The organism is Brevibacillus fortis (genome assembly GCF_046196545.1).
GTDB lineage: Bacteria > Bacillota > Bacilli > Brevibacillales > Brevibacillaceae > Brevibacillus > Brevibacillus fortis_A.
This window is the reverse complement of sequence record NZ_CP176370.1, coordinates 5,609,531-5,631,115: the sequence shown is the minus strand read 5'-3', so window position 1 is coordinate 5,631,115 and position 21,585 is coordinate 5,609,531. Positions and strand designations below refer to the sequence as shown.

Here is a 21,585-nt window from a genome sequence, read left to right as displayed (position 1 = left end):
AATGAGTTGGGTCTATCTATTAATGGCCATTTTACTAGAGGTGGCTGGAACAACATCGATGAAGCTGTCTGACGGGCTGAGCAAGCCTGTCCCCAGTGTGATGATGTTTATCTTTTATATTTTGTGCTTCTCGTCACTGAGCCTGGCGCTCAAGGAAATGGAGGTCGGGACTGCCTATGCCATCTGGTCGGGTCTTGGCACAGCGATCATCGCGGTCATTGGTGTGGTGATCTTCAAGGACGCCTTCACTGTCAAAAAAGTGATTGCTGTCGGACTGATCATCGTGGGCTGTGTGCTGTTGAATCTGGGAGACACCTCCCACGCGCAATCTTCTAAAGATACAGGAGTAGCTGAGGCAAAATGAGTGAGAAAAATGTAAGAGCAATGCTAGTGTTTTTCTGGATCACTGATGTGGCTTTTATCGTATACTGGCTCCTTACATTTTTGGAGCTGCTCCCTGTGGAATATCTGTATCAGGATTACTACGATCCCAATTTGCTCGCATGGAACCTGTCCTTTTTTCCATTGGATATTTTCATTTCCATCACGGGCTTTGCCAGTCTGTACGCCTATCGCAGAGGGCGGCACATCTGGAAGCCGCTTGCCATGCTGTCGCTCGTTTTGACATCCTGCTCGGGTTTGCAGGCGATCGCTTTTTGGGCGTTCAAGGCAGATTACGATTGGTCCTGGTGGATTCCGAACCTGTACCTGCTGATTTACCCGTTATTCTTTTTGCCGGGCTTGATGCGAGAACTGGCAAAAGTGAAGGAAAGGAATTCTTGACAAATTTTGAGCAGTGGCTATATAGTAGGTCTTAAGTTAATAGTGCTGTGGAGATTGGGAGATCAGCTAATATTTGCAAATTGAGGGCATTGGCTCTTGTTTTGCGAGTATTAGCTTTTTTATTTTCTCTCCAAACAAACCACAAAGGAGTTAGCGTATTGTAAGCGCTTTACGGGAATAGGTTTACGTTTTTTCCAAAAAGGGGGAGGATGGGCCATGTCTATTTATGTAGGGGAACTGATCGGGACGATGATCTTGATCATTTTGGGGGCAGGTGTTTGCGCCGGACAGAACTTGAAAAAGGCGTATTCCCAAAACGGCGGTTGGATTGTAATTACGCTGGGCTGGGGTCTGGCAGTTGCGTGCGGAGCGTATGCAGTAGGAAGCATTAGCGGAGCGCATTTGAATCCGGCACTTACGATTGCACTGGCAAGCATCGGTCAATTTCCGTGGGAGCATGTGCCCGGCTACATAGCGGCTCAACTGATTGGGGCGTTTATGGGAGCGACGTTCGTCTGGATCTTTTATTACCCGCATTGGCGTGAGACGAATGATGCAGGAGCCAAATTGGGGGTATTTGCAACAGGTCCTGCGATTCCCAATACAGTCGCGAATCTGTTCAGTGAAATTTTAGGTACGTTTTTCTTGGTGCTCGGTCTACTGGCGATCGGAGCGAATAAATTTGCAGAAGGACTGAATCCGTTTATCGTCGGCTTCCTGATTGTCGCAATCGGTTTGTCTCTTGGTGGTACTACTGGTTATGCGATCAATCCGGCCCGTGACCTGGGACCTCGTCTCGCTCATGCTCTCTTGCCCATCCACGGCAAAGGAAAGTCCAACTGGCGCTATGCATGGATTCCTGTTGTTGGACCTATCATTGGAGCAGTAAGTGGAGCGTTTTTTTACAAATGGACGTTTACAGATCATTCGTTGACAGGTGTAATAGCATTAGCGGCTTTCATGGTGATTGCCATCGTGGTCGGAATGACAACCAAAAAATCAATCGGCAGCAAGGAGCGACTCGCATCCGAAAGTGCGCGTTCCTAGACATAAAGGTAAGAATGAAGGCGATTCCATATGAGTGAAGGAGGAACAGTTGTCATGGACAATAAATATATGCTTTCCCTCGATCAGGGAACCACGAGCTCTCGCGCTATTTTATTCGATAAATCAGGTGCCATTATCGGTGTGGCCCAGAAGGAATTCACGCAAATCTATCCGAAGCCGGGTTGGGTGGAGCACAATGCCGAGGAAATCTGGGAATCACAGCTGGAGGTTTTGAAAGCGGTTTTACTGGAGAATCATGTGAAACCGGAAGAAATCGCAGGGATCGGGATTACCAATCAGCGGGAAACAACCGTGGTATGGGATAAGCACACGGGTAAGCCGATTCATAATGCGATTGTATGGCAAAGCAGACAGTCCATCGATATTTGCAACCAGTTGAAAGAGCAAGGTTATGAGCAAACCGTTCGTGAAAAGACAGGATTGTTGATTGACGCCTACTTTTCCGGTACAAAGGTAAAATGGCTACTCGATCATGTGGAGGGAGCACGGGAGCGAGCAGAGAAAGGCGACCTCTTGTTTGGAACCATCGATACGTGGCTGATTTGGAAGCTGACCAATGGCCTTGTGCATGTGACCGACTATTCCAATGCTTCGCGCACGTTAATGTTTAATGTTCATTCCCTGGAGTGGGACGACGAGCTGTTGAACATGTTGCAAATCCCGAAAGCCATGCTGCCAGCTGTCCGTCCTTCCAGCGAATTGTACGGATACACAGACGAGAAGCTCTTCGAATTCCAGATTCCGATTGCCGGGATTGCCGGAGACCAGCAGGCCGCTTTGTTTGGGCAGGCGTGCTTTGCGGAAGGGCAGGCAAAAAACACATACGGAACAGGTTGCTTCATGCTGATGAATACCGGGGAAAAGGCAGTTGCATCCAAAAACGGGTTGCTGACGACCATTGCCTGGGGAGTAGATGGCAAGGTAGAGTACGCCCTGGAAGGCAGTATTTTTGTGGCTGGTGCGGCCATTCAATGGCTGCGTGACGGACTCAAGCTGATCGAAAAATCATCGGATTCGGAAAAACACGCACTCGCTGTAGACAGCACAGATGGTGTGTATATGGTTCCAGCCTTTGTTGGACTGGGAGCACCGTATTGGGATATGGAAGCAAGAGGCGCGATCTTCGGCTTGACCCGCGGAACGACGGAAGATCATTTGATTCGGGCAGCGCTGGAGTCTCTGGCTTATCAGACACGGGATGTGCTTGAAGCGATGGAGGCTGATTCCGGCATCCGGCTGCAAAAACTGGCGGTAGACGGTGGAGCCGTGGCGAATAACTTTTTGATGCAGTTCCAGTCCGACATCCTGAATACAGAGGTTGAGCGTCCGCGTGTCAATGAAACGACCGCGCTGGGAGCTGCTTACCTGGCAGGGCTTGCCGTCGGGTATTGGGGCAGCAAGGAAGATATTGTGAATAACAAAGTGGTGGAGCGCTCCTTCTCACCGGATATGGCGGAGGAATTGCGCCAGAGCCTGTACGCAGGTTGGAAGCAAGCAGTTACGGCAACGATGGGTTACAAGATTAGGCATTGATTTTTGTGTAAAAGAGGTCTAAAGTTAAAGATAAGTTAATCATGCTGTGGAGACTACGGAGACAGCCAGTATCAGAAGGGCAATGACATTGCATTGCTTCTTTTGGATATTGGCTGTCTTTTTCTTTTAGAGAGGATGAGAAGAACGATGAACGATCAACATGTATTATCATCAAGTCAACGCCAGGCTTGTCTGGATAAAATGGCAACCAAACAACTCGATCTTTTGGTAATTGGCGGTGGGGTGACGGGAGCAGGTATTGCCCTCGACGCAGCTGCGAGAGGTCTGAGTGTTGGACTCGTGGAAAAACAGGACTTCGCTGCGGGCACAAGTAGTCGCTCTACCAAGCTCGTTCATGGAGGATTGCGCTATTTGAAGCAGGGCGATGTGCAGCTGGTGCGGGAAGTAGGCCGGGAGCGAGCAATTTTGTATCGCAATGCGCCACATATCGTCATCCCGGAAAAAATGATTTTGCCCATCGTGAAAAATGGTACCTATGGCAAGCTGGCAACCTCTATTGGTTTGTATGTTTACGATGTGTTGGCTGGAGTTGAAAGAAAAGAACGACGCATCATGCTGAACAAGCAGAGAACTGTGGAGGCAGAACCGCTTTTGCGCCGCGATATTCTCAAGGGTGGCGGGCTTTATTTCGAATATCGGACAGATGATGCTAGACTTACGGTTGAGGTCATGAAAACAGCAAGCTCGCACGGAGCGCTCTGCGTGAACTATACCGAAGCCACTGGCTTTATTTATGAAAACGGCAAAGTCATCGGGATTAACGCGAAGGATTTGCTTACGGGCACGGAGTACTCCCTCCATGCCAAAAAAATCGTCAACGCAGCAGGTCCTTGGGTGGATCAGCTTCGAGAAAAGGATCACTCCCTGTACGGCAAGCGCCTCCACCTGACAAAAGGTGTCCATCTGGTCGTGCCGTATAACAGACTGCCGTTGAAGCAGGCCGTTTATTTCGATGTATCCGATGGGCGCATGCTGTTTGCTATTCCGCGCAATAACAGTACGTATATCGGTACCACTGACACGAATTACAAAGGTGTGCTGGAGCGGCCAACGGTGACGAGAGAAGACATGCAGTATGTATTGAATGCCGCGAACGAGATGTTCCCTTCTGTGAAACTGACGGAACAGGATGTCAGCTCTAGCTGGGCAGGACTCAGACCGCTGATCCATGAAGATGGCAAGTCCCCATCCGAATTGTCACGCAAGGACGAGATTTTTTATTCCAAAAGCGGGCTGATTACGATCGCAGGTGGAAAATTGACGGGTTTCCGCAAGATGGCCGAGCGCATTGTGGATGTGGTGGTCAAGCAGTTGACCGAAGAAGAGGGCAGAGCATTTGAAGCTTGTCGGACAGACAAAATCGTCCTCGCTGGCGGAAAATTTGACTCCGCAGCCAAGATTCCTGTATTTGTGAAAGCACAGGCAGAGAGACTTCGCCAATGGGGAATCACCGAGGAACAAATCCGCGTTCTGGTCGGAAAATATGGAAGCAACAGTGAGCAAATCGTAACGATGTGCCAGGAGCTTTTGACACAAAATGCTCAAAATGTGTCTCCGATCGAAGTACTGCTGAAAGCAGAACTGCGCTACGCTGTAAAGGAAGAAATGGTCATGACCTTGAGCGATTTTCTGATTCGTCGCAGTGGCAGACTATTCTTCGAGCGGGATACACTGGAGCCCGTGTATCGATTGGTGGGAGAAGAGCTCGCTCAAGAGCTACAATGGTCGGATGAGAGAAAAGAACATGAAATAAAAGCGTTTGAAGAGGAATATCATCTTGCGAAAACATTTCAATAGGGGTGATTCGTGATTGGCAAACCAGATCAATCAAAAGATACTTCCTGCAGCCCGGACATTAAAAGAATTTGATGAACTTATGGAGAGCTGCTACGAGCGCATTATTTTGCTGAATGCCCATGTAGCACAAGTAAAGCCACTGGGAAAACGGGCCAGAGCGTTCGGAAAAAAACTGCTGATCCATGCTGATCTCATAGACGGCTTGAAGTCTGATGAATATGCGATGGAGTTTCTTGCGCAAGAAGCACAGCCCGAAGGTATCATCACCACACGGAACAGTGCCATTCTTGCCGCCAAGAAAAAAGGGCTCATTTCCATTCAACGATTGTTTCTCATTGATACGATGGCATTAGACAGCAGCCTTACCCAGCTTGCGAGAACCAAACCGGATTACGTTGAGGTTTTGCCAGGAATCATTCCCCACCTGATCGAAGAAATTACTGAACGAACTCAAATTCCGGTCATTGCTGGTGGCTTCATTCGCACGAAAGAAGATGTGGACCGCGCAATTCAGGCGGGGGCTACATCCGTAACAACGTCTCGCAGAGAGCTGTGGACGAAATCATAATGGCATCAGGAGCATTAAAAGCCGGTCATTCCTGCTCATAGGAATACCGGTTTTTTGTGTTTGTCTGAGAGAAAACAGGAAGATGACGGTGCTAGGGGATATAGGTAGATACCCTTTTATTAGGTAGGGAGGTCAAAAGTCTATGCGGATGAACGCCACCGTGCATATACACATATAGTCAACAAAAATAAGAGGAAAGAAGGCGGTTGCGTGAATTATCCAAGCGGGCAATGGCAGTCATCGTATGGGCAGTCTTCCCATTATCCTTGGCAAAGAGATGATTGGGGTCGAGGTCGTGACTGGGACCGGGGAAGAGATTGGGATCGAGGTCGTGACTGGCAACGAGACCATCGACGCAGATGTCCAGATTTCTGCCGGCATTGCCATCCTAGATGCTGCGGTGGCTGGCGCTAATCATCCTCTATTTTTTCAATAGATAGAAGCGGAAGCGTAATTGACTTGAGCCAAATCTTGTGGAGCATTCGAGATTTGGCTCTTCCTTTTGCAAAAGAGAAGGAAGGCGAAACTTTTCAGTCAATTGTCAAAATAGAGCTACAAGCGTAATCATTCATGCTCCTACCTTCTCGTGTTCTTTCCTGCGGAATATTCACTAAAACAGCCTTGATCCTCATGACCCCTTCTACGATCTGTTCCTTGGTGGTATTGCCGTATCCAAGAATGATTTTATCTGTATGATTGCCTTTGACAATGGCGTGTTCCTCGACCGGGTAGACACGCACTCCGGCTTGCTCCAGTGCAGCCAGGACGTCAGGTGTGAAGCGAACCGTGGGAAAGGCAGCTACGATGTGCAGACCAGCGGCCTCCCCCCAAATGCGAATACCATCACCAAAAGCCAGTTGAAGAGCATCAATCAAGCATTGACGACGTTTTTTGTACAGCTTTTTTACGCGATTCACGTATTTCTCTAGATGTCCCTCCTCGATAAAAACCCCTAGGGCAAGCTGATCAATCGAAGGGGCGTGCAAATCGGATAGCCATTTCGCCTGCTGATAGGAAGCTACCAATGCTTTTGGCAGGACGAGGTATCCCTGGCGCAGTCCGGGAGAAAGGATTTTGCTAAAGGAACCGATGTAGATAACACGCTCTGAGGCAAGTCCCTGAATGGAGCTTATGGGAGCAGTCTCGTAGCGAAACTCGCTGTCGTAATCATCCTCGACTATGTAGCAGTCAGCTTCCCGTGCATAACGAATGAGTTGAAGTCTACGCTGGACGGGCATGGTGCCGCCGAGCGGGAACTGATGAGAAGGCGTGACAAATACGAAGCTGGGGCGATGGGCAGATAATGACGGTAGCTGTTCCATATCCATCCCGTAGGCATCTGTCGGAACAGGCAGTAAACGAGCGCCTGTCCTGGTGAAAATACTCTGGATATCATGCGTGATCGGGTCCTCGATGACTACGTGACTATCAGGACGCAGAAGCACATTGGCGATCAGGGTGAGCGCCTGAGTAGCCCCGGATGTCATAATGATTTGCTCGGGTTCGCATTGCACACCGCGCGTTCGATACAAATAGCGACTCAAAATCGTGCGCAGCTCCGTGCGTCCCTCGGGACGATTATAGCCAAAGACTGACAGCGGCGCTTCCTGACAGACGCGCTGGACGGTTTTGCCCCAGAGGCTGCGAGGAAAGTGCTCCAGAGCAGGAACACCGGAACGAAAATCGATCCGCTGGCTCTCGGCTTCGTTGAAGTGCTGATCCACTTTCGGCAACCCAGCCCCAGCCTCTGTCATCCGGGCATGCTGTTCCAAATAAATGCCCGAAGCAATAAAATACCCGGAGCCACGTCTGCTCTCGATGTAGCCCTCAGCTAATAGCTGCTCGTACGCTTCTAGCACCACATTGCGAGAGAGGTGCAGTTCGCTTGCTACTTTTCGGGTAGAAGGAAGCTTGAAGCCGGCTGTCAGTTCTCCGCTCAAAATCTTTGTGCGTAATTCAGAATAAATTTGTCTGATTAACGGAATGGTTTTCTCTCGGTCAATGGTCATCCAGAACAAGGCGTGTGAGCCTCCTTATGTAACTGGTCCTCTCGAAATAGTGGGAAACTGGACCTAATCCACACAAGCGTACCATGGTAGGGTGATGGAAGAGAAGAGGTATGCCACTGCCAAAGGAGAGAGAAGGATGACGCCAGAAGAGAGAAGAACTGCCGAGATTTTGCGTACAATCGCCCGTGACGAACGAATCAAGGAAGCGGTCAGAACATCGCCCTTGCTATATCCGTTGCTTTTAACGGCTGCGAAACGTTATGTGACAGGCGAAACGCGTGCGGATGCAATGAAAATAGCCCAGCGTTTGGAAAAAATGGGCTACCGTTTATCAGTTGAACACATTGGTGAAAATACGCTGGATTTGCAGGTTGTACATGAAGCGCAGCGGGAATTTCTGGCGCTAACTATGGATTGCTCCCATCTACATACATCAGTCGGAATCTCCTTTGATCTGTCCCATCTCGGCTTGTTACTGGATCAAGAGCTGGCTTTTACCCACATAGAAGAGTTAGCGGAGCGGGCGAGATATAGCGGCCAGTATTTGATGATTAGCATGGAGGAATCGACGAAAACAGAGGCGATCATCAGCATGTATGAGCGCTTGGCACAGCGGCATGAAAATGTGGGCATTACGATTCAAGCGCATTTGCATCGCTCGCTGGATGATGTGAAACGGGTGCTCGGACTGCCGGGAAAAATTCGCTTGGTCAAAGGCGCATTCAAGGAACCCCAAGAAATCGCATTGGCGCGTTCAGTGGAGTTGAACGAACGATACCTGGAGCTGGCAGACATGTGTGTCCAAGCTGGACGCGAATGCTCACTCGCCACCCACGACCAAGCGATTGTAGACGAGCTAACCCGCCGAGACTATTTGCATCGACCGAATGTAGAGGTTGAGCTGTTATACGGGGTTCGCCCTGAGCTGGCTCATGCTTTGCGAGAAAAGGGGGTTCCGGTGCGCTTGTACCTCACCTATGGGACAGAGTGGTACTTGTACTTGTGTCATCGACTGGCGGAGCACCCGCCTCATGTGCATCAGGCGATAGCCGATATGTTTGATCCAGAGAGACTTCAGGATGTAGGTTATGGCATGTTATAGAAGGATTACGAAAAAACGTCAGAGCCTGACCCTGACGTTTTTTCTATTTTTCACTCTCGCACTTGGTGACCAATCGACTTCATTTTTGAAAAAAAATGTAGCTATTTGTCTGGAAATAACGTCAATAACTGTATGAGAAGAAAAGATAGGAAGAAAAAAAGAATGGTCCGTGGAGGTTTTGAACGAATGAAAACGGCGCAGTGTAAGCGGTGGCTCCTGGCCTTCTGTGCGTTCCTCCTGTTAGTAGCAGGTGTTCCTTTAGGATTAACGGGAACAGCCTTGGCAGAGGGAAGCATTCAGCTGGGAGTAACAGTCGGAATTGAAGGAAAGTACAGGGATACGGGGATGGTACCCGTTGTGGTCACGGTGAGAAATGGAGGAGCGGATATCGAAGGCGATCTTTTTGTCGCCACGGGGGAAAGGGGAGACAGTCGCTTCGCAGTTGCCAATTATCAGCCGGTTTCGATTGCAAGCGGAGTGACCAAGCAGGTAACGATTCTCGTTCCTGGCTCAGAGCTGCATGGGAATTCTATTGTGGCCTTGATGCAAAATGACAAGATGATCGCGCAAACCCCGATAACAGGCAGTTCATACAGCGAAGATACGCTGATGATCGGTGTTTTGGCAGAAAACCCCGACACAGCTAACTTCCTTGGTGTACTGCCGAAAGGCTCCATTCATAACCCTGTCCAGCTCTTGACGATGAAGGCAGACAATATGCCTGTGACAGGTACTCAGCTCCAAATGATCAATATGCTCGTTATCAATAATTTTGCTTTGGATTCATTGAATGAACAGCAGATCAAAGCGATTCGGGATTGGACGAATTCTGGCGGGATGCTCATTTTAGCCGGAGGAGCGCACTACAAGAAAGCCGGAGGCATTTTGGCTGACTTGTCGCCAGTAGAAGTGACTGGAGTGACGAGTGTACAGACAGTCTCTAGTTTAAAAGTGGATAAGACCAATCCGATTGCACTGACTTCCCCCTTTACTGTAAGCAATGGGACATTGAAGGCAGGGAAAGTTCTGTACAGCGAAGGAAATATTCCGCTGATGGCTGTACATAACGTGGGAGCCGGAAAAGTATTGTACGTCGCTTATGATTTGGCGGCGGAACCAGTAGCCAGCTGGGCAGGAAACAGCCGCTTTTGGGCAGATACATTAGTAAAGGCTTTTGGTTCTTCCATCAACGCTTCAAATAGGAGCATGATCGACGACATATGGCCGCTTCGGGATGCTGCTGATCGAGTCCCATCCTTGAAAATTCCGGAGGTTGGCTGGTTTGCAGTATTTTTCGGAATTTATGCCCTGCTTGTAGGGCCAGTTCTTTTCTATATTTTGCGGAGAGGCCGCAAGCAAAGCTACATGTGGGTGATCGTCCCTGCCATTTCGGTGTTGGCGGGAATCGGAATCTTCTCGATTGGTGCCATCCAGCGGGGTGTGGGTGTAAAGCTGCACCAGGTAGGTTATATTGAGTTGCAAAACAACGGACAGGCGAATGCGATGAGCGTAACGGCATTATTCGTACCGAGTAATGACGACTATCGTTTGACTATAAAGGGAGAGGGTATAACCCAACCCGTCACTGAAAGAGATTATATCGATCAAATTCCGAAAACGTGGATTTCCATGCAGCCAGATCAGACCCATATTGATTTCCGAGATGTAGAATTCTGGTCGATGCGCAAGGTTGCGACGGAGCAATCCTTATCGGACGTAGGAAAGGTAGAATCGAACCTGTCGTATGAGAACGGTGCACTGAAAGGAACCGTGACGAACCATACGAAGTACTCGCTGCGAGATGTGACGATCTCGACAGGTCTGCAGGTACAAGAGTTTCCACAGTTGGCGGCTGGCAGCAGTATCGAAGTGAACTTGCCGTTTGCACCTCAACAACAAGCAAGGCGGAACCAACATCGGATGAATACGGGGCATGCACTGCCGCAGCACATGCAATCGAATGGCTATGAAAGACAAACGCGTGAGCAACTCATCGTGGAAATGCTGGACATGATGGACAGACGTGGTGGTCAGTCTGAAGTGGTAAAACTCGTGGGCTGGACCGAAGATCAAGTTGTAGAGGCTGTCGTAGAAAACGAAAATACGGAGAACAGCAGCATTGCGATGGTCACTTCGACACTGCAAGTGAATCCATCCAAGGACGGACACATTTATTATCCGACGGGATCATTTGATGTGACGATGTCGGGCAGCTCAGTTCCGGTAGATGACTTTGGAGATGGCTTTAGACTCCCTGCCGGGGATATTACCTTTGACATCAATCTGAATCAGGAAGGACAGGATCTTGCCATCAGCAATTTGTATCTGTACACCTGGTCAGAGGACAATACGACATTTGAAAAAGAGGTTTACAACTGGAAGATAAAAGCTTTCGAACCATTTGAAAAAGCATTCATGAACAACGTCATGACAAGCGACAAGACCACTACTTACGTTTCGGGCGACGGCATTGTACGCATCAAATTTGCCCACCAGTTTGAGGATGATCGCCACATTGGGGTTCCAAGTGTCAGTGTGGAAGGGAAGGTGAGCAAGAAATGATCCAGATCCAAAATTTGCGCAAGCGCTACGGCAAAATGGAAGCGTTAAAAGGGCTTTCGCTCGAAATTGAAAAGGGTACCGTTTTTGGTTTCGTCGGTCCGAACGGGGCAGGAAAATCGACGACGATGTCCATTTTGGCGACTTTATTGGAGCCGACCAGTGGGAAAGCATATGTAGGCGGCTATGAAGTGACCAAGCATCCAAAGGAAGTGCGCAAGCTGATCGGCTACATGCCAGACTTTTTTGGTGTCTACGACAATTTGACAGCAGAAGAGTACCTCGATTTTTACGGCGCGAACTACGATATTCCGGCAGCTGAACGAAAACAAATCATTCCGCAGTTATTAGAGCTGGTGAATCTCACGCACAAGCGGGATGCCTACGTCGACTCGTTGTCGCGGGGGATGAAGCAGCGCCTCGGACTGGCCCGCTCGCTGGTTCACAATCCGGAAGTGCTCATTTTGGACGAACCGGCTTCTGGTTTGGACCCGCGTGCACGCATCGAGCTGCGGGAGATTTTGAAGGAACTGCGGGACATGGGCAAGACGATTATCATTAGCTCCCACATATTGCCTGAGCTAGCGGAGATGTGCGACGTCATCGGGATTGTGGAGGAAGGCAATCTGGTTGCCTTTGGACGAGTCGATGAGATTTACTCGAAAATGCAAGAACAGCGGGTATTGCGCATCCGCCTGTTGGATCGGGTTGATGAAGCAATGACGCGCTTGAGTGAGATGCCTGTCATTACTAGGGTGACACGCGAAGGGAACTGGGTCGTAGCAGGCTTTTCAGGCAATGACGAAGAACAGGTTGAGCTGCTGCGGGAGCTTGCGGTGTCAGGCTATCCTGTTGCCGCTTTTAATGAGGCAGTTGGTGATTTGGAAGAAATCTTCCTGGAAATTACGAAAGGGGTGGGCTCATGAGCGACTTGAGACGATTTCGCAACCCTGTCTTGTTTAATGAATGGAAAATGCGGATGCGGACCAATCGGTCACCGTGGATCATCCTGCTCTATTTGCTTGTTTTGGGCGCAATGACGCTCACGCTGATTTTCTTTATGACAAACGGCGGCAGCTATTACAACCCGAATGATACACGTGAGCTATTCATGATGCTGTCTGTGTTTCAGCTCGGGATGATCTGCTTCGTCGTGCCGGGACTAACCTCAGGTGTGATTTCTGGTGAGCGCGAACGCCAGACGTTGAGTGTACTGTTGACCACGAATGTCAGCGCCACACGATTGATTTTAGGTAAATGGCTGGCGTCGCTTAGCTTCATGACCTTCCTGGTCATTGCGACCATCCCGCTCTATGCCATCGTCTTTTTGTATGGAGGAATTTCACCTGCACAAGTGATCAAGGTGTTTGGCTTTTACGTTATTACGATGTTTGGTATCGGCAGTATTGGTGTGCTCATGTCCACGCTGATCAAACGGACAGGTATCGCGACGGTCGTCACTTATGCCGTGGTGTTCGGATATGCGATTGGATCGAGCATACTGGCGGAAATTATCAAAGAGTTCATTCGGTACCAGCGCCGGTCGGGTGGTATGTCCTCCGCGACGATGCCGGACTGGCCAGATCTCCTGCATAATCTCAACCCATTGTTTGCGATGTTAAACATTTTTGAAGAGGGGCCACAGATCAGGATTGGGAATGTAGATCCGTACGCGGTTTACTGCCTGTTTTTCGGGATCATTACCCTGCTCTGCCTTTTACTCTCCATCTATCTCATTCAGCCAGTGAAACCGAGATTTCGCAAAGTAAAAGAGGAGCAATAAGCCATGTTTACCGCTAAATCGAACGACGAGCTGAAGTCACTGCTTGCGCCCATTCGAAAGCAACTGGGCTTGCGTGTATGGATACAGCAGCTAACGGTCTATGGTTTGTGGGGAATGGTGGCGAGTCTGGTGCTCCTCCTCCTTGCCCGCATTTGGCCGATTCCGTTTTACCAATGGATCGCGATCGTGCTGCCAGTACTTGTTGTCATTACAGGTCTGGTGCGTGCGCTTTGGATGCGCCCTACCTGGCTCCAATGTGCGCACGTGGCAGACGGTAATGGTCTGGCTCAGCGAGTCGTCACAGCATGGGAGAATCAAGAGAATCAGTCGATGGTAGCGGGTATGCAGAGGGAAGACGCCCTGCAGCATCTGCGAAAAAATTTGCCGCAAATCGTAGAGAGCGTCCGCATCTGGTCGCTGGTTCAAAGAAAGGTGTATGCCACAAGCAGCTTATTAATGGTGTGCCTGGTGCTGTTTCTTTGGCCGAATCCTCAAGACTTGCGACTGGCCCAGATGGCGGAGGAAAAGAAAGCAATCGCGCAGGTCGAGGAAGAAGTAGAGGCAATCAAGCAAGATGTGAAAAAGAATACAGGCTTAACCGACGCGCAGAAAAAGCAGCTGGAGGAAATGCTGGAGCAGACAAAAAAGGCTCTGGCGAAAGCAGACGACCCGGCAGAACGGCAAAATGCACTGCGGGCTGCGGAAAAACAATTGGAGAAGGTCAGAGATGCAGAGCAGCGCAAAGAAAAAGCGCTGCAAGCACTCCAGCGCAGCTTGGGTAATCAAGAAGGGACAAAAGCCGTGGCTGGCGCGATGGAAGCAAAAGATCGACAAGCGATGACCGAGGCCCTGGCACAAATGGCAAAAGCCATGGAAAGCATGCCGCAAAAAGAGCGGGAAGAGATCGCCCGCGAACTCGCAAGTGCAGCAGAGCAATTGAAAAAAGAGGCAGAGTCTGCCGACTCGAAGGAGCTGGAGGATATCGCCAAACAACTGGCGGAGGCAGCCCAGCAAACCGCCCAAGGACAAGTGCCTCAAGCGATGACTGCGCTCGAGAACAGCTTGATGCAAGCCATGACGGGCATCCAGCAATCTCAGCAAGCCATGCTCGCAGCTATACATGCCGCTGCTTCGCTCAATCAGTCGCAAATGACACTTGCCAGTGCAGGCGCACAAGCAGGAAATGCTGGAGCGAGTGGAGCTGGGGCAGGGACGGCAGCAACAGGACAGGCGACTCCAGCAGCGGGGTCACCAGGGAATCAGCCAACCGCGGCAACACCGGGAACAGGTGCCAATCCAAATCAAGGGGCGAACCCGGCAAACCAGCCTGGGAATGGAAATAATGGCTCGGGGCAAGGGAATGGCAACGGAAATGGCAACGGCAACGGCAATGGAAATGGAAATGGAAATGGAAATGGAAATGGAAATGGCGGTCAAGGAAGCGGTCAAGGCGGCGGGGCCGGGTTAGGAAAAGGCAAACACGAGCTCGTTACCGTCCCGGCAGATCGCATAGGTGGAGAAAACGGATCTGTTGATACAGTCGGAGGCCCACTCGGGTCAGGACCTTCCCAGTCGCAGCAAAGCGGAAACACACAAGTCTCCTCCGGTGGAACGCTGCCGTATGAGGAAGTGTATGGCCAATATGAGCAATTTGCCCGCGAGAGTATGGAAAAGGGCAGTATTCCCGGGGATTATCAACAGATCGTGAAGGATTATTTCAGCAAAATAGAGCCTTAGATCATCCAACAACAGGAAGGAGACACGGCGATGGCGCAGCAAACGCTAGAGGATTGCTTGCAGCGAGTAGAGCTTGTCAGGCAGGAAATTGGAAAGGTATTGGTAGGACAAAAAGATGTGGTCGAGCAACTTCTGTGGGCCGTTTTTGCAGGTGGACATGCGCTTTTGGAAGGCGTACCCGGATTGGGCAAAACGCTGCTTGTTCGGACACTGTCCCAAGCCTTCGAGCTGTCGTTTCAGCGGATTCAGTTCACACCGGATCTGATGCCGACAGACATTACTGGAACGAACATCCTGTTGGTCGACGAGAAGGGACAGCAGTCCTTCCAGTTCCAGCATGGTCCGATCTTCGCTCATGTCGTGCTGGCTGACGAAATCAACCGGGCGACGCCAAAGACGCAAAGCGCCCTATTGGAGGCCATGCAGGAGCGAACCGTTTCAGCTGGCGGTGCGACTCGTCCGCTGCCGGCGCCGTTCTTCGTTCTCGCGACACAGAACCCGCTGGAGCAGGAAGGGACATACCCGTTGCCAGAAGCGCAAATGGACCGCTTTTTATTGAAGATCGACGTACCGTATCCAACGGAAGAAGAACTGAAAATGATCGTGCGGCAAACGACCACGAGCCAGGTGATCACCGTGGAAAAAGTGGCTTCAGCCGAGCAAATTGCTGAAATTCAACAGGCAGCGCGTGAAGTGCTGGTTGCCGATGCGGTACTGGATTACGCCGTGAAGCTGCTTTTAGCGACACATCCGGGGGAACAGGCAATTGCTTCGGTGAATAAATATGTGCGCAACGGCGCAGGTCCGCGTGGCGTGCAGGCGATTGTCTCCTTGGCAAAGGTACGTGCGTTATTGGCTGGCCGATACAATCTGGCGTACGAGGACGTGACAGCAGTTGCTCTGCCAGCGTTGCGCCACCGTATTTTCCTCAATTTTGAAGGAGAGGCAAACGGAATCCGACCAGACCGCGTCATTATGGATATTTTGGACGAACTGGGGACGCAGAAGGTATGAATCAACACCTGCTTGATCCGTCATGGCTCGCCAGACTGGAGCGAATGCAGATGGCTAGTCGCAAAGCGGTCAGCGGCAGCCAGGCAGGAAAGCGAAGGGCGAGACAGTTGGGCAGCTCCATGGAGTTCGCAGACTTTCGGTCGTATGTTCCTGGCGATGATTTGCGGCAGCTCGATTGGAATGCCTATGCCCGTTCAGGCAAGCTGTTTTTGAAAAAGTACTTGGATGAAACAGAGCTTCATGTGAACTTGTATATTGATTGCAGTCGTTCGATGAGTTACGGGCAACCGAACAAAATGGCCCGAGCTGTCGAGATTGCCGCGGCTCTTGGCTATTTGTCCCTGTGCCATCTCGATCATGTGTCGGTCTATGCATTTGACAGCCGCATTACGGCCGCACTTACCGGGCTGCAAGGAAAGAGTCAGGCACATCGCTTGCTCAGCTTCCTATCTTCCCTGCAAGAAGGGGGAGCGGGTGATATTCAAACGGCAATGCGCCAGCCGGGTGCTGTCAGCGGCAAAGCTAGCACATCCATCGTGTTGTCGGACTTTTTGTTTGAATCAGGCTATACGGAAGGCATCGCGTATTTGCAGGCGGCCAGACAAGAGGTCACGCTGGTTCAAGTGCTTTCCAAAGAAGAGCTTGCGCCCGAGTATGCGGGAGAGCTGCGGTTGATAGATTCTGAGACCGGGCAGGCCAAAGAAGTATCCCTAACCAGCCTTTTGATGGAAGAGTACCACAAGAGCTTGCGAGATTATCAACAAGAACTGTCCGCGTTTGCTTATGGAAGAGGGATCGCCTTCGTGTCAGTAGAGGCGGAACAATCGCTGGAATCGATTGTCTTTCATGTCTTTCGTCAGGCCGGCTTGATTCGCTAGAGAGGAGAGAGACAACATGCAGTGGATGGGTTTGGGCAACTTGTGGTTTGCGCTGATTATCCCGGTCATCATCGTCCTCTACCTGCTCAAGCGAAAAGTAGAGGATCGTGTCATACCAAGTACACTCCTGTGGCAGCGCACGATGCAAAACTGGGAAGCGGTGAAACCGTGGGAAAGGCTGCGGCGCAACCTGCTGTTGCTGCTGCAACTGCTCGCTGCCTGCTTACTCGTGCTGGCTTTGATACGACCGGCCGTGCCCACTGAGGGAATCACATCCGACCATACGATTTTGGTCGTGGATACATCAGGGAGCATGATGGCGAAGGAAGGGAACGAGACGCGGCTTGAACGAGCCGTTTCACAGGCAAAAGCACTCGTAGAGAAGCTGGGAAGCAGCCAGACGATGACCCTCATTGAGGCAGGGCGTGAGCCGAATGTTTTGGTTTCCAAAAGTGCAGACAAAGAGCCGCTCTTGCAAGCTATCGAAAAGCTTGCGCCTTTTTCCGGGACATCCGATCAAATCGCTGCGTTGTCTTTAGCGGGAGCTATTGCAGAGAATGAACCAGGCAGTGGAGTAGTTTGGATGGGAGACGGAAGCGGGGAACGCAAGTTGGATGGAGGCTCAGTCCCTGCTTTTTCCGGGAGCTTTCAGTTCATGCAGATGGGGAGCACCCGCGAGAATACCGCAATCGGTGTTTTTGTGACCCAGCCTACGGAAAAAGGGGTAGAGGGACTGCTGCGGGTGGACAATCACGGCAGTATGCCCGCAAAAGGAAAAGTCACTGTTTTTGATGAGCAAGACAAGCTGCTGGATACGGATTCTTTTGCGATTGGGGCAGGTAGCTCCCAGACATTTTCGTTTCAGAAGCTGGCGGTGTCTAGCGTCTATCGTGCAGTCATCGAACCAGAGCAGGACGGACTTTCCCAGGATAATGTCATGTGGAGTGTTCCATTCGCTACAGGGAAAGGAAAAGCAGCGTTGTATTCGCCAGAGGGGAACCGCTTCCTTCATCAAGTATTGCAGACAGTCGGAAGTCTTGAGGTGGAAACGATTCAGCAGGCACCGGATGCTGCGGCGGCTGCACGTGACCTGTGGGTTTTTGACGGAGTCGTGCCAGACCAGCTGCCAAAAGGAAACATTTTGTTGATTGCTCCAAACAAGAAAACAGAGTGGTTGCCGCTTGCTGGAGAAAAAGAACTGGATCAACAGCCAAGGCCAGTTTCCCCGGATGACCCGCTGCTCAAGCACGTAGATTGGCGGGATGTGCACATCGCCAAAGGATACGTATTGGACGAGATGCCTGGTATGAAGCCATTGGTACGCGCAGGCGATGTCGATCTGGTCAGAGCCGGGATCATAGACGGTCGTCGAATGGTGATCATCGGATTTGATTTACATGCATCGGACTTTCCGCTGCGTCCTGCTTTTCCGATTTTCATGCAAAATGTCGTCAACTGGCTGTCTCCTGGTCAAACAGCCCCAATCCCCACGGCACATCCGGGAGAGGTCTTGACTATCCCACTCTCACCGGGAGCGACAACACGTACCTTGACGTATCCGAATGGACACCAGGAGTCTCTTGCGGAGAACGCCACGTCGAAAACGATGCAGCTACCGGAGCTAACCGGATTGTATCGTCTTGACGAAGGGGTAGATACAGGGACCAAAAGTACGTATTTTACTGTCCAAATGAATGAGGAAGAATCGAATATTACACCAAAGTCTGTGAGCGTTGCGCGGAAGAATGCCGAAGAACAAAAGGAGAGTGAGGAAGCAACAGCGACTGACACAACAGGAGCATTGGGAACGAAGGAGTTGACCTACTGGTTGGCGGCGTTTGCTCTCTTGGTGTTATTGGTGGAATGGAGGGTGTATCAGCGTGGGTATTAACTTTATACAGCCGCTATTCCTGTTGCTATTGCTTCCCGTTGCGTACGTCATCATCAGCTGGTGGCGACATCAAAAGCAAATGCCGATCGGCAGAAAGGCGACAATTGCAACGATTCGCTCGCTCTTGTTCCTCCTTCTGGTTTTGGCGTTGGCAGGGACACAGCTGCTGACACCTGTTCAGGCGAAAACGATTGTGTTTGTTGTAGATCGATCCGCTTCCATGAAGGACGATCCGCGGGTTCTCTCCTTTTTGCGCGAGGCCATCGGGCAAAAGCAAGCAGCGGATAAATATGCTGTCATTGCAGTAGGTGCAGAGGCAGCGGTCGATCAACCGTTGACGATACGGCAAGAGGTACAGCCCTTGGGCGTGGATGTCAACCGGAATGCAACCAATTTGGCAGAAGGAATCCGATTGGCGTCTGCCATGATCCCTACCAATGCCAGAGGAAAAGTTGTCTTGCTGACAGATGGTCTGGAAACAAACGGAGATGCGGCGCGGCAGACGAGACTGGCAAGGGAGCGAGGAATCGCTGTAGAGGCTGTTTCCTTGCAGCAGCCACATGGGGATGAGGTTGTTCTTACATCTGTACAGGTACCGCAAAGACTGTATGCGGGAGAGGAATACGGCATCACCGTTGATGTGGAGAGTACGATAGCAACCGAGGCAATCCTACGCCTGTATGAGGGCAATCGCGAGGCGGGCCAGCAAACGGTACAGATCGGCAAGGGCAACAACCGCTTCGTTTTTTCGCAAAAAGCAATGCAGCAGGGTTTCCATCGCTATCGCGTGGAAATCGAGCCGCAACAAGATACCGTAGCGGCAAACAATCAGGCTACAGCCTATACACAGGTAGCCGGGGCACCAGTCGTACTCGTAGCTGAAGGGCATCCAGGTGCCGCCAGTAACCTCATTCAAGCGCTAGAAGCAGGCAATATCAAGGTGGAGCTGCGTGATCTCGCACTGCTGCCAAAGGAGCTTGAGGGCTACAAGCAATTTGCCTCCATTGTACTGGCAGATGTGCCCGCCACCAGCATGACTGATGCGGATATGGAACGCATGCGGACCGCTGTACGTGATTTGGGCATTGGTTTGATCATGACAGGCGGTAAAGACAGCTTCGGCATGGGTGGCTGGTTCCAGACACCAATCGAAGAGGCATTACCTGTTCACATGGATTTAAAAGGGAAGGAACAGCTCCCTACGCTCGGGCTCCAACTGGTCATCGACAAATCGGGCAGTATGAGTGCCGATGCCAGAGGTGCGGATAAGATGGCACTGGCAAGGGAAGCGGCAATCCGGGCGACAACCATGATGAATGCACAGGACTACATCGGGGTGATCGCCTTTGACGATACGCCATGGGATGTAGTAGCTCCACAGTCCGTTACGAAGCTGGACGAAATCCAACAGCAGATCAGCAGAATCCAAGCGGATGGCGGGACGGATATTTTCCCTGCGCTACAGCTGGGCTACGAGCGTGTAAAGGCGATGAACACACAGCGTAAGCACGTTATCCTGCTGACAGATGGGCAGTCTGGGCTCAACGATGATTACGAGGGCCTGCTACAACAAATGACGGCTGAAAATATTACCGTTTCAACAGTGGCGCTGGGTGATGATTCGGATAGATCGCTGCTGGAGATGATTGCCGAGTTAGGAAAAGGCAGATATTACTTTGCCAACGATGCTGAATCCATCCCGAAAATATTCAGTAAAGAAACAGCGTTAGCCAGTCGCACGTTTATTGTGGAGAAGCCCCAAGTTCCAGGCTATACGGGAGCAGGAGCATGGCCGACGCTGAAGCAGTCATTGCCTCCGGTGCGAGCGTATATAGCAACAACACCGAAGCAAACAGCAGAATCATCCTTGATGAGTGCTGACGATGATCCGATTCTCACCCGTTGGCAGTACGGTCTGGGGCGTTCTGTCGCTTGGACGAGTGATCTGGAAGGGAAGTGGTCACCGGACTGGGTGGCTTGGGGAGGAAACAGCCGTCTGTGGAACGAAATCGTGGCATGGACTTTCCCACAAATTACAGAAGGCACTTGGAAGACGAGCACGAGCGTGAACGGCGCAAAAGGCAATGTGAGGGTTGCGATGCCAGCTGGTGGAAGCATGCCTCAAGAGATGGAGGCAATCGTTCTCAATCAAGAGATGAAGCGAGAGGTCATCAAGCTTAAGCCGGTTGCGCCAGGCGTCATGGAGGGTGAATTCGAGACAGCCGATCCGGGCACTTACATGATTCAGATCTCACAAAAAAATCAAGGCCGAGTCATGGCGAGCCAAACGACAGGATTGACCGTTTCCTATTCACCCGAATACGGAATTCATGCAGATGGGGAGAAGGAACTTCAAGAATGGCTAAGTGCCGGTGGAGGGAATCAGATCACCAAACCGGAAGAAGCTTTTGGCGGCACGCTTCCTGATAAATGGGACACACAGTCAATCAGTGAGTGGTTGCTAATGTTGGCGGCTTTGCTGCTGCCGATCGATATCGCCGTTCGCCGCTTGCAGTTGCCGGATCAATGGTGGGCAAGGCTATCTAGTCTATGGAGATGGCGCAAGTCCACGTCTGTCGATTCTGAACAACAGGCAGTATTGTCTCGCCTCGGCGAGAAGCGCTCTGCGACAAGACGGACACGCGAAGAGCGGATAGATGACCAGAAAGTCGTATCTGCTCCCCTTATTCATCCGGTAGGGACGGCTGGAAATCAGGTGAAGCCAGCAGCAGTCAAGAACGAGCAGGCAAAAGAGAAACAGGAGAAGCAAACACAGAAGCAGCCTGACGAAACGCTAAACAGACTATTGGCGGCCAAGAACCGGAAAAAGTCTCAGTAACAG

At 50.9% G+C, this 21,585-nt stretch carries 17 protein-coding genes; 16 read left to right on the top strand and 1 reads right to left on the bottom strand.

Translation table 11 applies throughout. From position 1 onward, the window contains the following. Nucleotide 1 precedes the first annotated feature (1 nt). From ACKKE8_RS27385 to ACKKE8_RS27355, 7 genes are all read left to right on the top strand, one after another. Complete coding sequence (locus tag ACKKE8_RS27385) at nt 2-364, top strand: DMT family transporter (protein WP_409175782.1); 363 nt, start codon at nt 2-4, stop codon at nt 362-364. Next, the gene (locus tag ACKKE8_RS27380) at nt 361-783 is read left to right on the top strand and encodes a YvaD family protein (RefSeq protein ID WP_409175781.1); all 423 of its coding nucleotides are present in this window, start codon (nt 361-363) and stop codon (nt 781-783) included. The genes ACKKE8_RS27385 and ACKKE8_RS27380 overlap by 4 nt, the downstream gene beginning before the upstream one ends. A gap of 216 nt (nt 784-999) precedes the next feature. Then, complete coding sequence (locus ACKKE8_RS27375; protein WP_069849084.1) at nt 1,000-1,830, top strand: MIP/aquaporin family protein; 831 nt, start codon at nt 1,000-1,002, stop codon at nt 1,828-1,830. A 54-nt stretch (nt 1,831-1,884) separates the two neighbouring features. Next, on the top strand, nt 1,885-3,384 hold the full coding sequence (gene glpK / locus ACKKE8_RS27370) for a glycerol kinase GlpK (protein WP_409175780.1): 1,500 nt from the start codon (nt 1,885-1,887) through the stop codon (nt 3,382-3,384). A gap of 147 nt (nt 3,385-3,531) precedes the next feature. Continuing rightward, entirely contained in the window at nt 3,532-5,202 is a 1,671-nt protein-coding gene (locus ACKKE8_RS27365) for an FAD-dependent oxidoreductase (protein WP_409175779.1), read from the top strand. 13 nt (nt 5,203-5,215) lie between these two features. After that, the gene (locus ACKKE8_RS27360) at nt 5,216-5,770 is read left to right on the top strand and encodes a glycerol-3-phosphate responsive antiterminator (RefSeq protein ID WP_409175778.1); all 555 of its coding nucleotides are present in this window, start codon (nt 5,216-5,218) and stop codon (nt 5,768-5,770) included. A 244-nt stretch (nt 5,771-6,014) separates the two neighbouring features. Next, nucleotides 6,015-6,206 carry a hypothetical protein gene (locus ACKKE8_RS27355; RefSeq protein WP_409175777.1) on the top strand — a complete coding sequence of 64 codons (192 nt, stop codon included), beginning with the start codon at nt 6,015-6,017 and terminating at the stop codon, nt 6,204-6,206. 94 nt (nt 6,207-6,300) lie between these two features. On the opposite strand, the gene ACKKE8_RS27350 is transcribed toward ACKKE8_RS27355, so the two are convergent. Further along, entirely contained in the window at nt 6,301-7,788 is a 1,488-nt protein-coding gene (locus ACKKE8_RS27350; RefSeq protein WP_409175776.1) for a PLP-dependent aminotransferase family protein, read from the bottom strand. 127 nt (nt 7,789-7,915) lie between these two features. Between ACKKE8_RS27350 and ACKKE8_RS27345 the strand changes: the two genes are divergently transcribed. The 9 genes from ACKKE8_RS27345 (at nt 7,916) to ACKKE8_RS27305 (ending at nt 21,582) form a co-directional block, all read left to right on the top strand. Then, entirely contained in the window at nt 7,916-8,881 is a 966-nt protein-coding gene (locus ACKKE8_RS27345; protein WP_409175775.1) for a proline dehydrogenase family protein, read from the top strand. Nucleotides 8,882-9,067: 186 nt separating this feature from the next. Continuing rightward, on the top strand, nt 9,068-11,443 hold the full coding sequence (locus ACKKE8_RS27340) for a hypothetical protein (protein WP_409175774.1): 2,376 nt from the start codon (nt 9,068-9,070) through the stop codon (nt 11,441-11,443). Then, nucleotides 11,440-12,366 carry an ABC transporter ATP-binding protein gene (locus ACKKE8_RS27335; protein WP_409175773.1) on the top strand — a complete coding sequence of 309 codons (927 nt, stop codon included), beginning with the start codon at nt 11,440-11,442 and terminating at the stop codon, nt 12,364-12,366. Before ACKKE8_RS27340 ends, ACKKE8_RS27335 begins: the two co-directional genes overlap by 4 nt. Further along, a complete protein-coding gene (locus tag ACKKE8_RS27330; RefSeq protein WP_409175772.1) occupies nt 12,363-13,223 on the top strand; it encodes an ABC transporter permease in 861 nt (286 codons plus the stop codon). Before ACKKE8_RS27335 ends, ACKKE8_RS27330 begins: the two co-directional genes overlap by 4 nt. 3 nt (nt 13,224-13,226) lie before the next feature. After that, nucleotides 13,227-14,960, top strand: a complete 1,734-nt coding sequence (locus tag ACKKE8_RS27325; RefSeq protein WP_409175771.1) for a hypothetical protein — start codon at nt 13,227-13,229, stop codon at nt 14,958-14,960. Nucleotides 14,961-14,990: 30 nt separating this feature from the next. Then, nucleotides 14,991-15,974, top strand: a complete 984-nt coding sequence (locus ACKKE8_RS27320; protein WP_409175770.1) for an AAA family ATPase — start codon at nt 14,991-14,993, stop codon at nt 15,972-15,974. Further along, complete coding sequence (locus ACKKE8_RS27315) at nt 15,971-16,852, top strand: DUF58 domain-containing protein (RefSeq protein WP_409175769.1); 882 nt, start codon at nt 15,971-15,973, stop codon at nt 16,850-16,852. Before ACKKE8_RS27320 ends, ACKKE8_RS27315 begins: the two co-directional genes overlap by 4 nt. A gap of 16 nt (nt 16,853-16,868) precedes the next feature. Then, nucleotides 16,869-18,743 carry a vWA domain-containing protein gene (locus ACKKE8_RS27310; protein WP_409175768.1) on the top strand — a complete coding sequence of 625 codons (1,875 nt, stop codon included), beginning with the start codon at nt 16,869-16,871 and terminating at the stop codon, nt 18,741-18,743. After that, on the top strand, nt 18,733-21,582 hold the full coding sequence (locus ACKKE8_RS27305; RefSeq protein WP_409175767.1) for a VWA domain-containing protein: 2,850 nt from the start codon (nt 18,733-18,735) through the stop codon (nt 21,580-21,582). Before ACKKE8_RS27310 ends, ACKKE8_RS27305 begins: the two co-directional genes overlap by 11 nt. Nucleotides 21,583-21,585: the final 3 nt, after the last annotated feature.

Excerpts from the sequence above, each read along its gene's own strand:
- ACKKE8_RS27385 (WP_409175782.1), top strand. The coding sequence starts at position 2 with ATGAGTTGGGTCTATCTATTAATGGCCATTTTACTAGAGGTGGCTGGA.
- ACKKE8_RS27380 (WP_409175781.1), top strand. The coding sequence starts at position 361 with ATGAGTGAGAAAAATGTAAGAGCAATGCTAGTGTTTTTCTGGATCACT.
- ACKKE8_RS27375 (WP_069849084.1), top strand. The coding sequence starts at position 1,000 with ATGTCTATTTATGTAGGGGAACTGATCGGGACGATGATCTTGATCATT.
- glpK (WP_409175780.1), top strand. The coding sequence starts at position 1,885 with ATGGACAATAAATATATGCTTTCCCTCGATCAGGGAACCACGAGCTCT.
- ACKKE8_RS27365 (WP_409175779.1), top strand. The coding sequence starts at position 3,532 with ATGAACGATCAACATGTATTATCATCAAGTCAACGCCAGGCTTGTCTG.
- ACKKE8_RS27355 (WP_409175777.1), top strand. The coding sequence starts at position 6,015 with ATGGGCAGTCTTCCCATTATCCTTGGCAAAGAGATGATTGGGGTCGAG.
- ACKKE8_RS27345 (WP_409175775.1), top strand. The coding sequence starts at position 7,916 with ATGACGCCAGAAGAGAGAAGAACTGCCGAGATTTTGCGTACAATCGCC.
- ACKKE8_RS27340 (WP_409175774.1), top strand. The coding sequence starts at position 9,068 with ATGAAAACGGCGCAGTGTAAGCGGTGGCTCCTGGCCTTCTGTGCGTTC.
- ACKKE8_RS27335 (WP_409175773.1), top strand. The coding sequence starts at position 11,440 with ATGATCCAGATCCAAAATTTGCGCAAGCGCTACGGCAAAATGGAAGCG.
- ACKKE8_RS27330 (WP_409175772.1), top strand. The coding sequence starts at position 12,363 with ATGAGCGACTTGAGACGATTTCGCAACCCTGTCTTGTTTAATGAATGG.
- ACKKE8_RS27325 (WP_409175771.1), top strand. The coding sequence starts at position 13,227 with ATGTTTACCGCTAAATCGAACGACGAGCTGAAGTCACTGCTTGCGCCC.
- ACKKE8_RS27320 (WP_409175770.1), top strand. The coding sequence starts at position 14,991 with ATGGCGCAGCAAACGCTAGAGGATTGCTTGCAGCGAGTAGAGCTTGTC.
- ACKKE8_RS27315 (WP_409175769.1), top strand. The coding sequence starts at position 15,971 with ATGAATCAACACCTGCTTGATCCGTCATGGCTCGCCAGACTGGAGCGA.
- ACKKE8_RS27310 (WP_409175768.1), top strand. The coding sequence starts at position 16,869 with ATGCAGTGGATGGGTTTGGGCAACTTGTGGTTTGCGCTGATTATCCCG.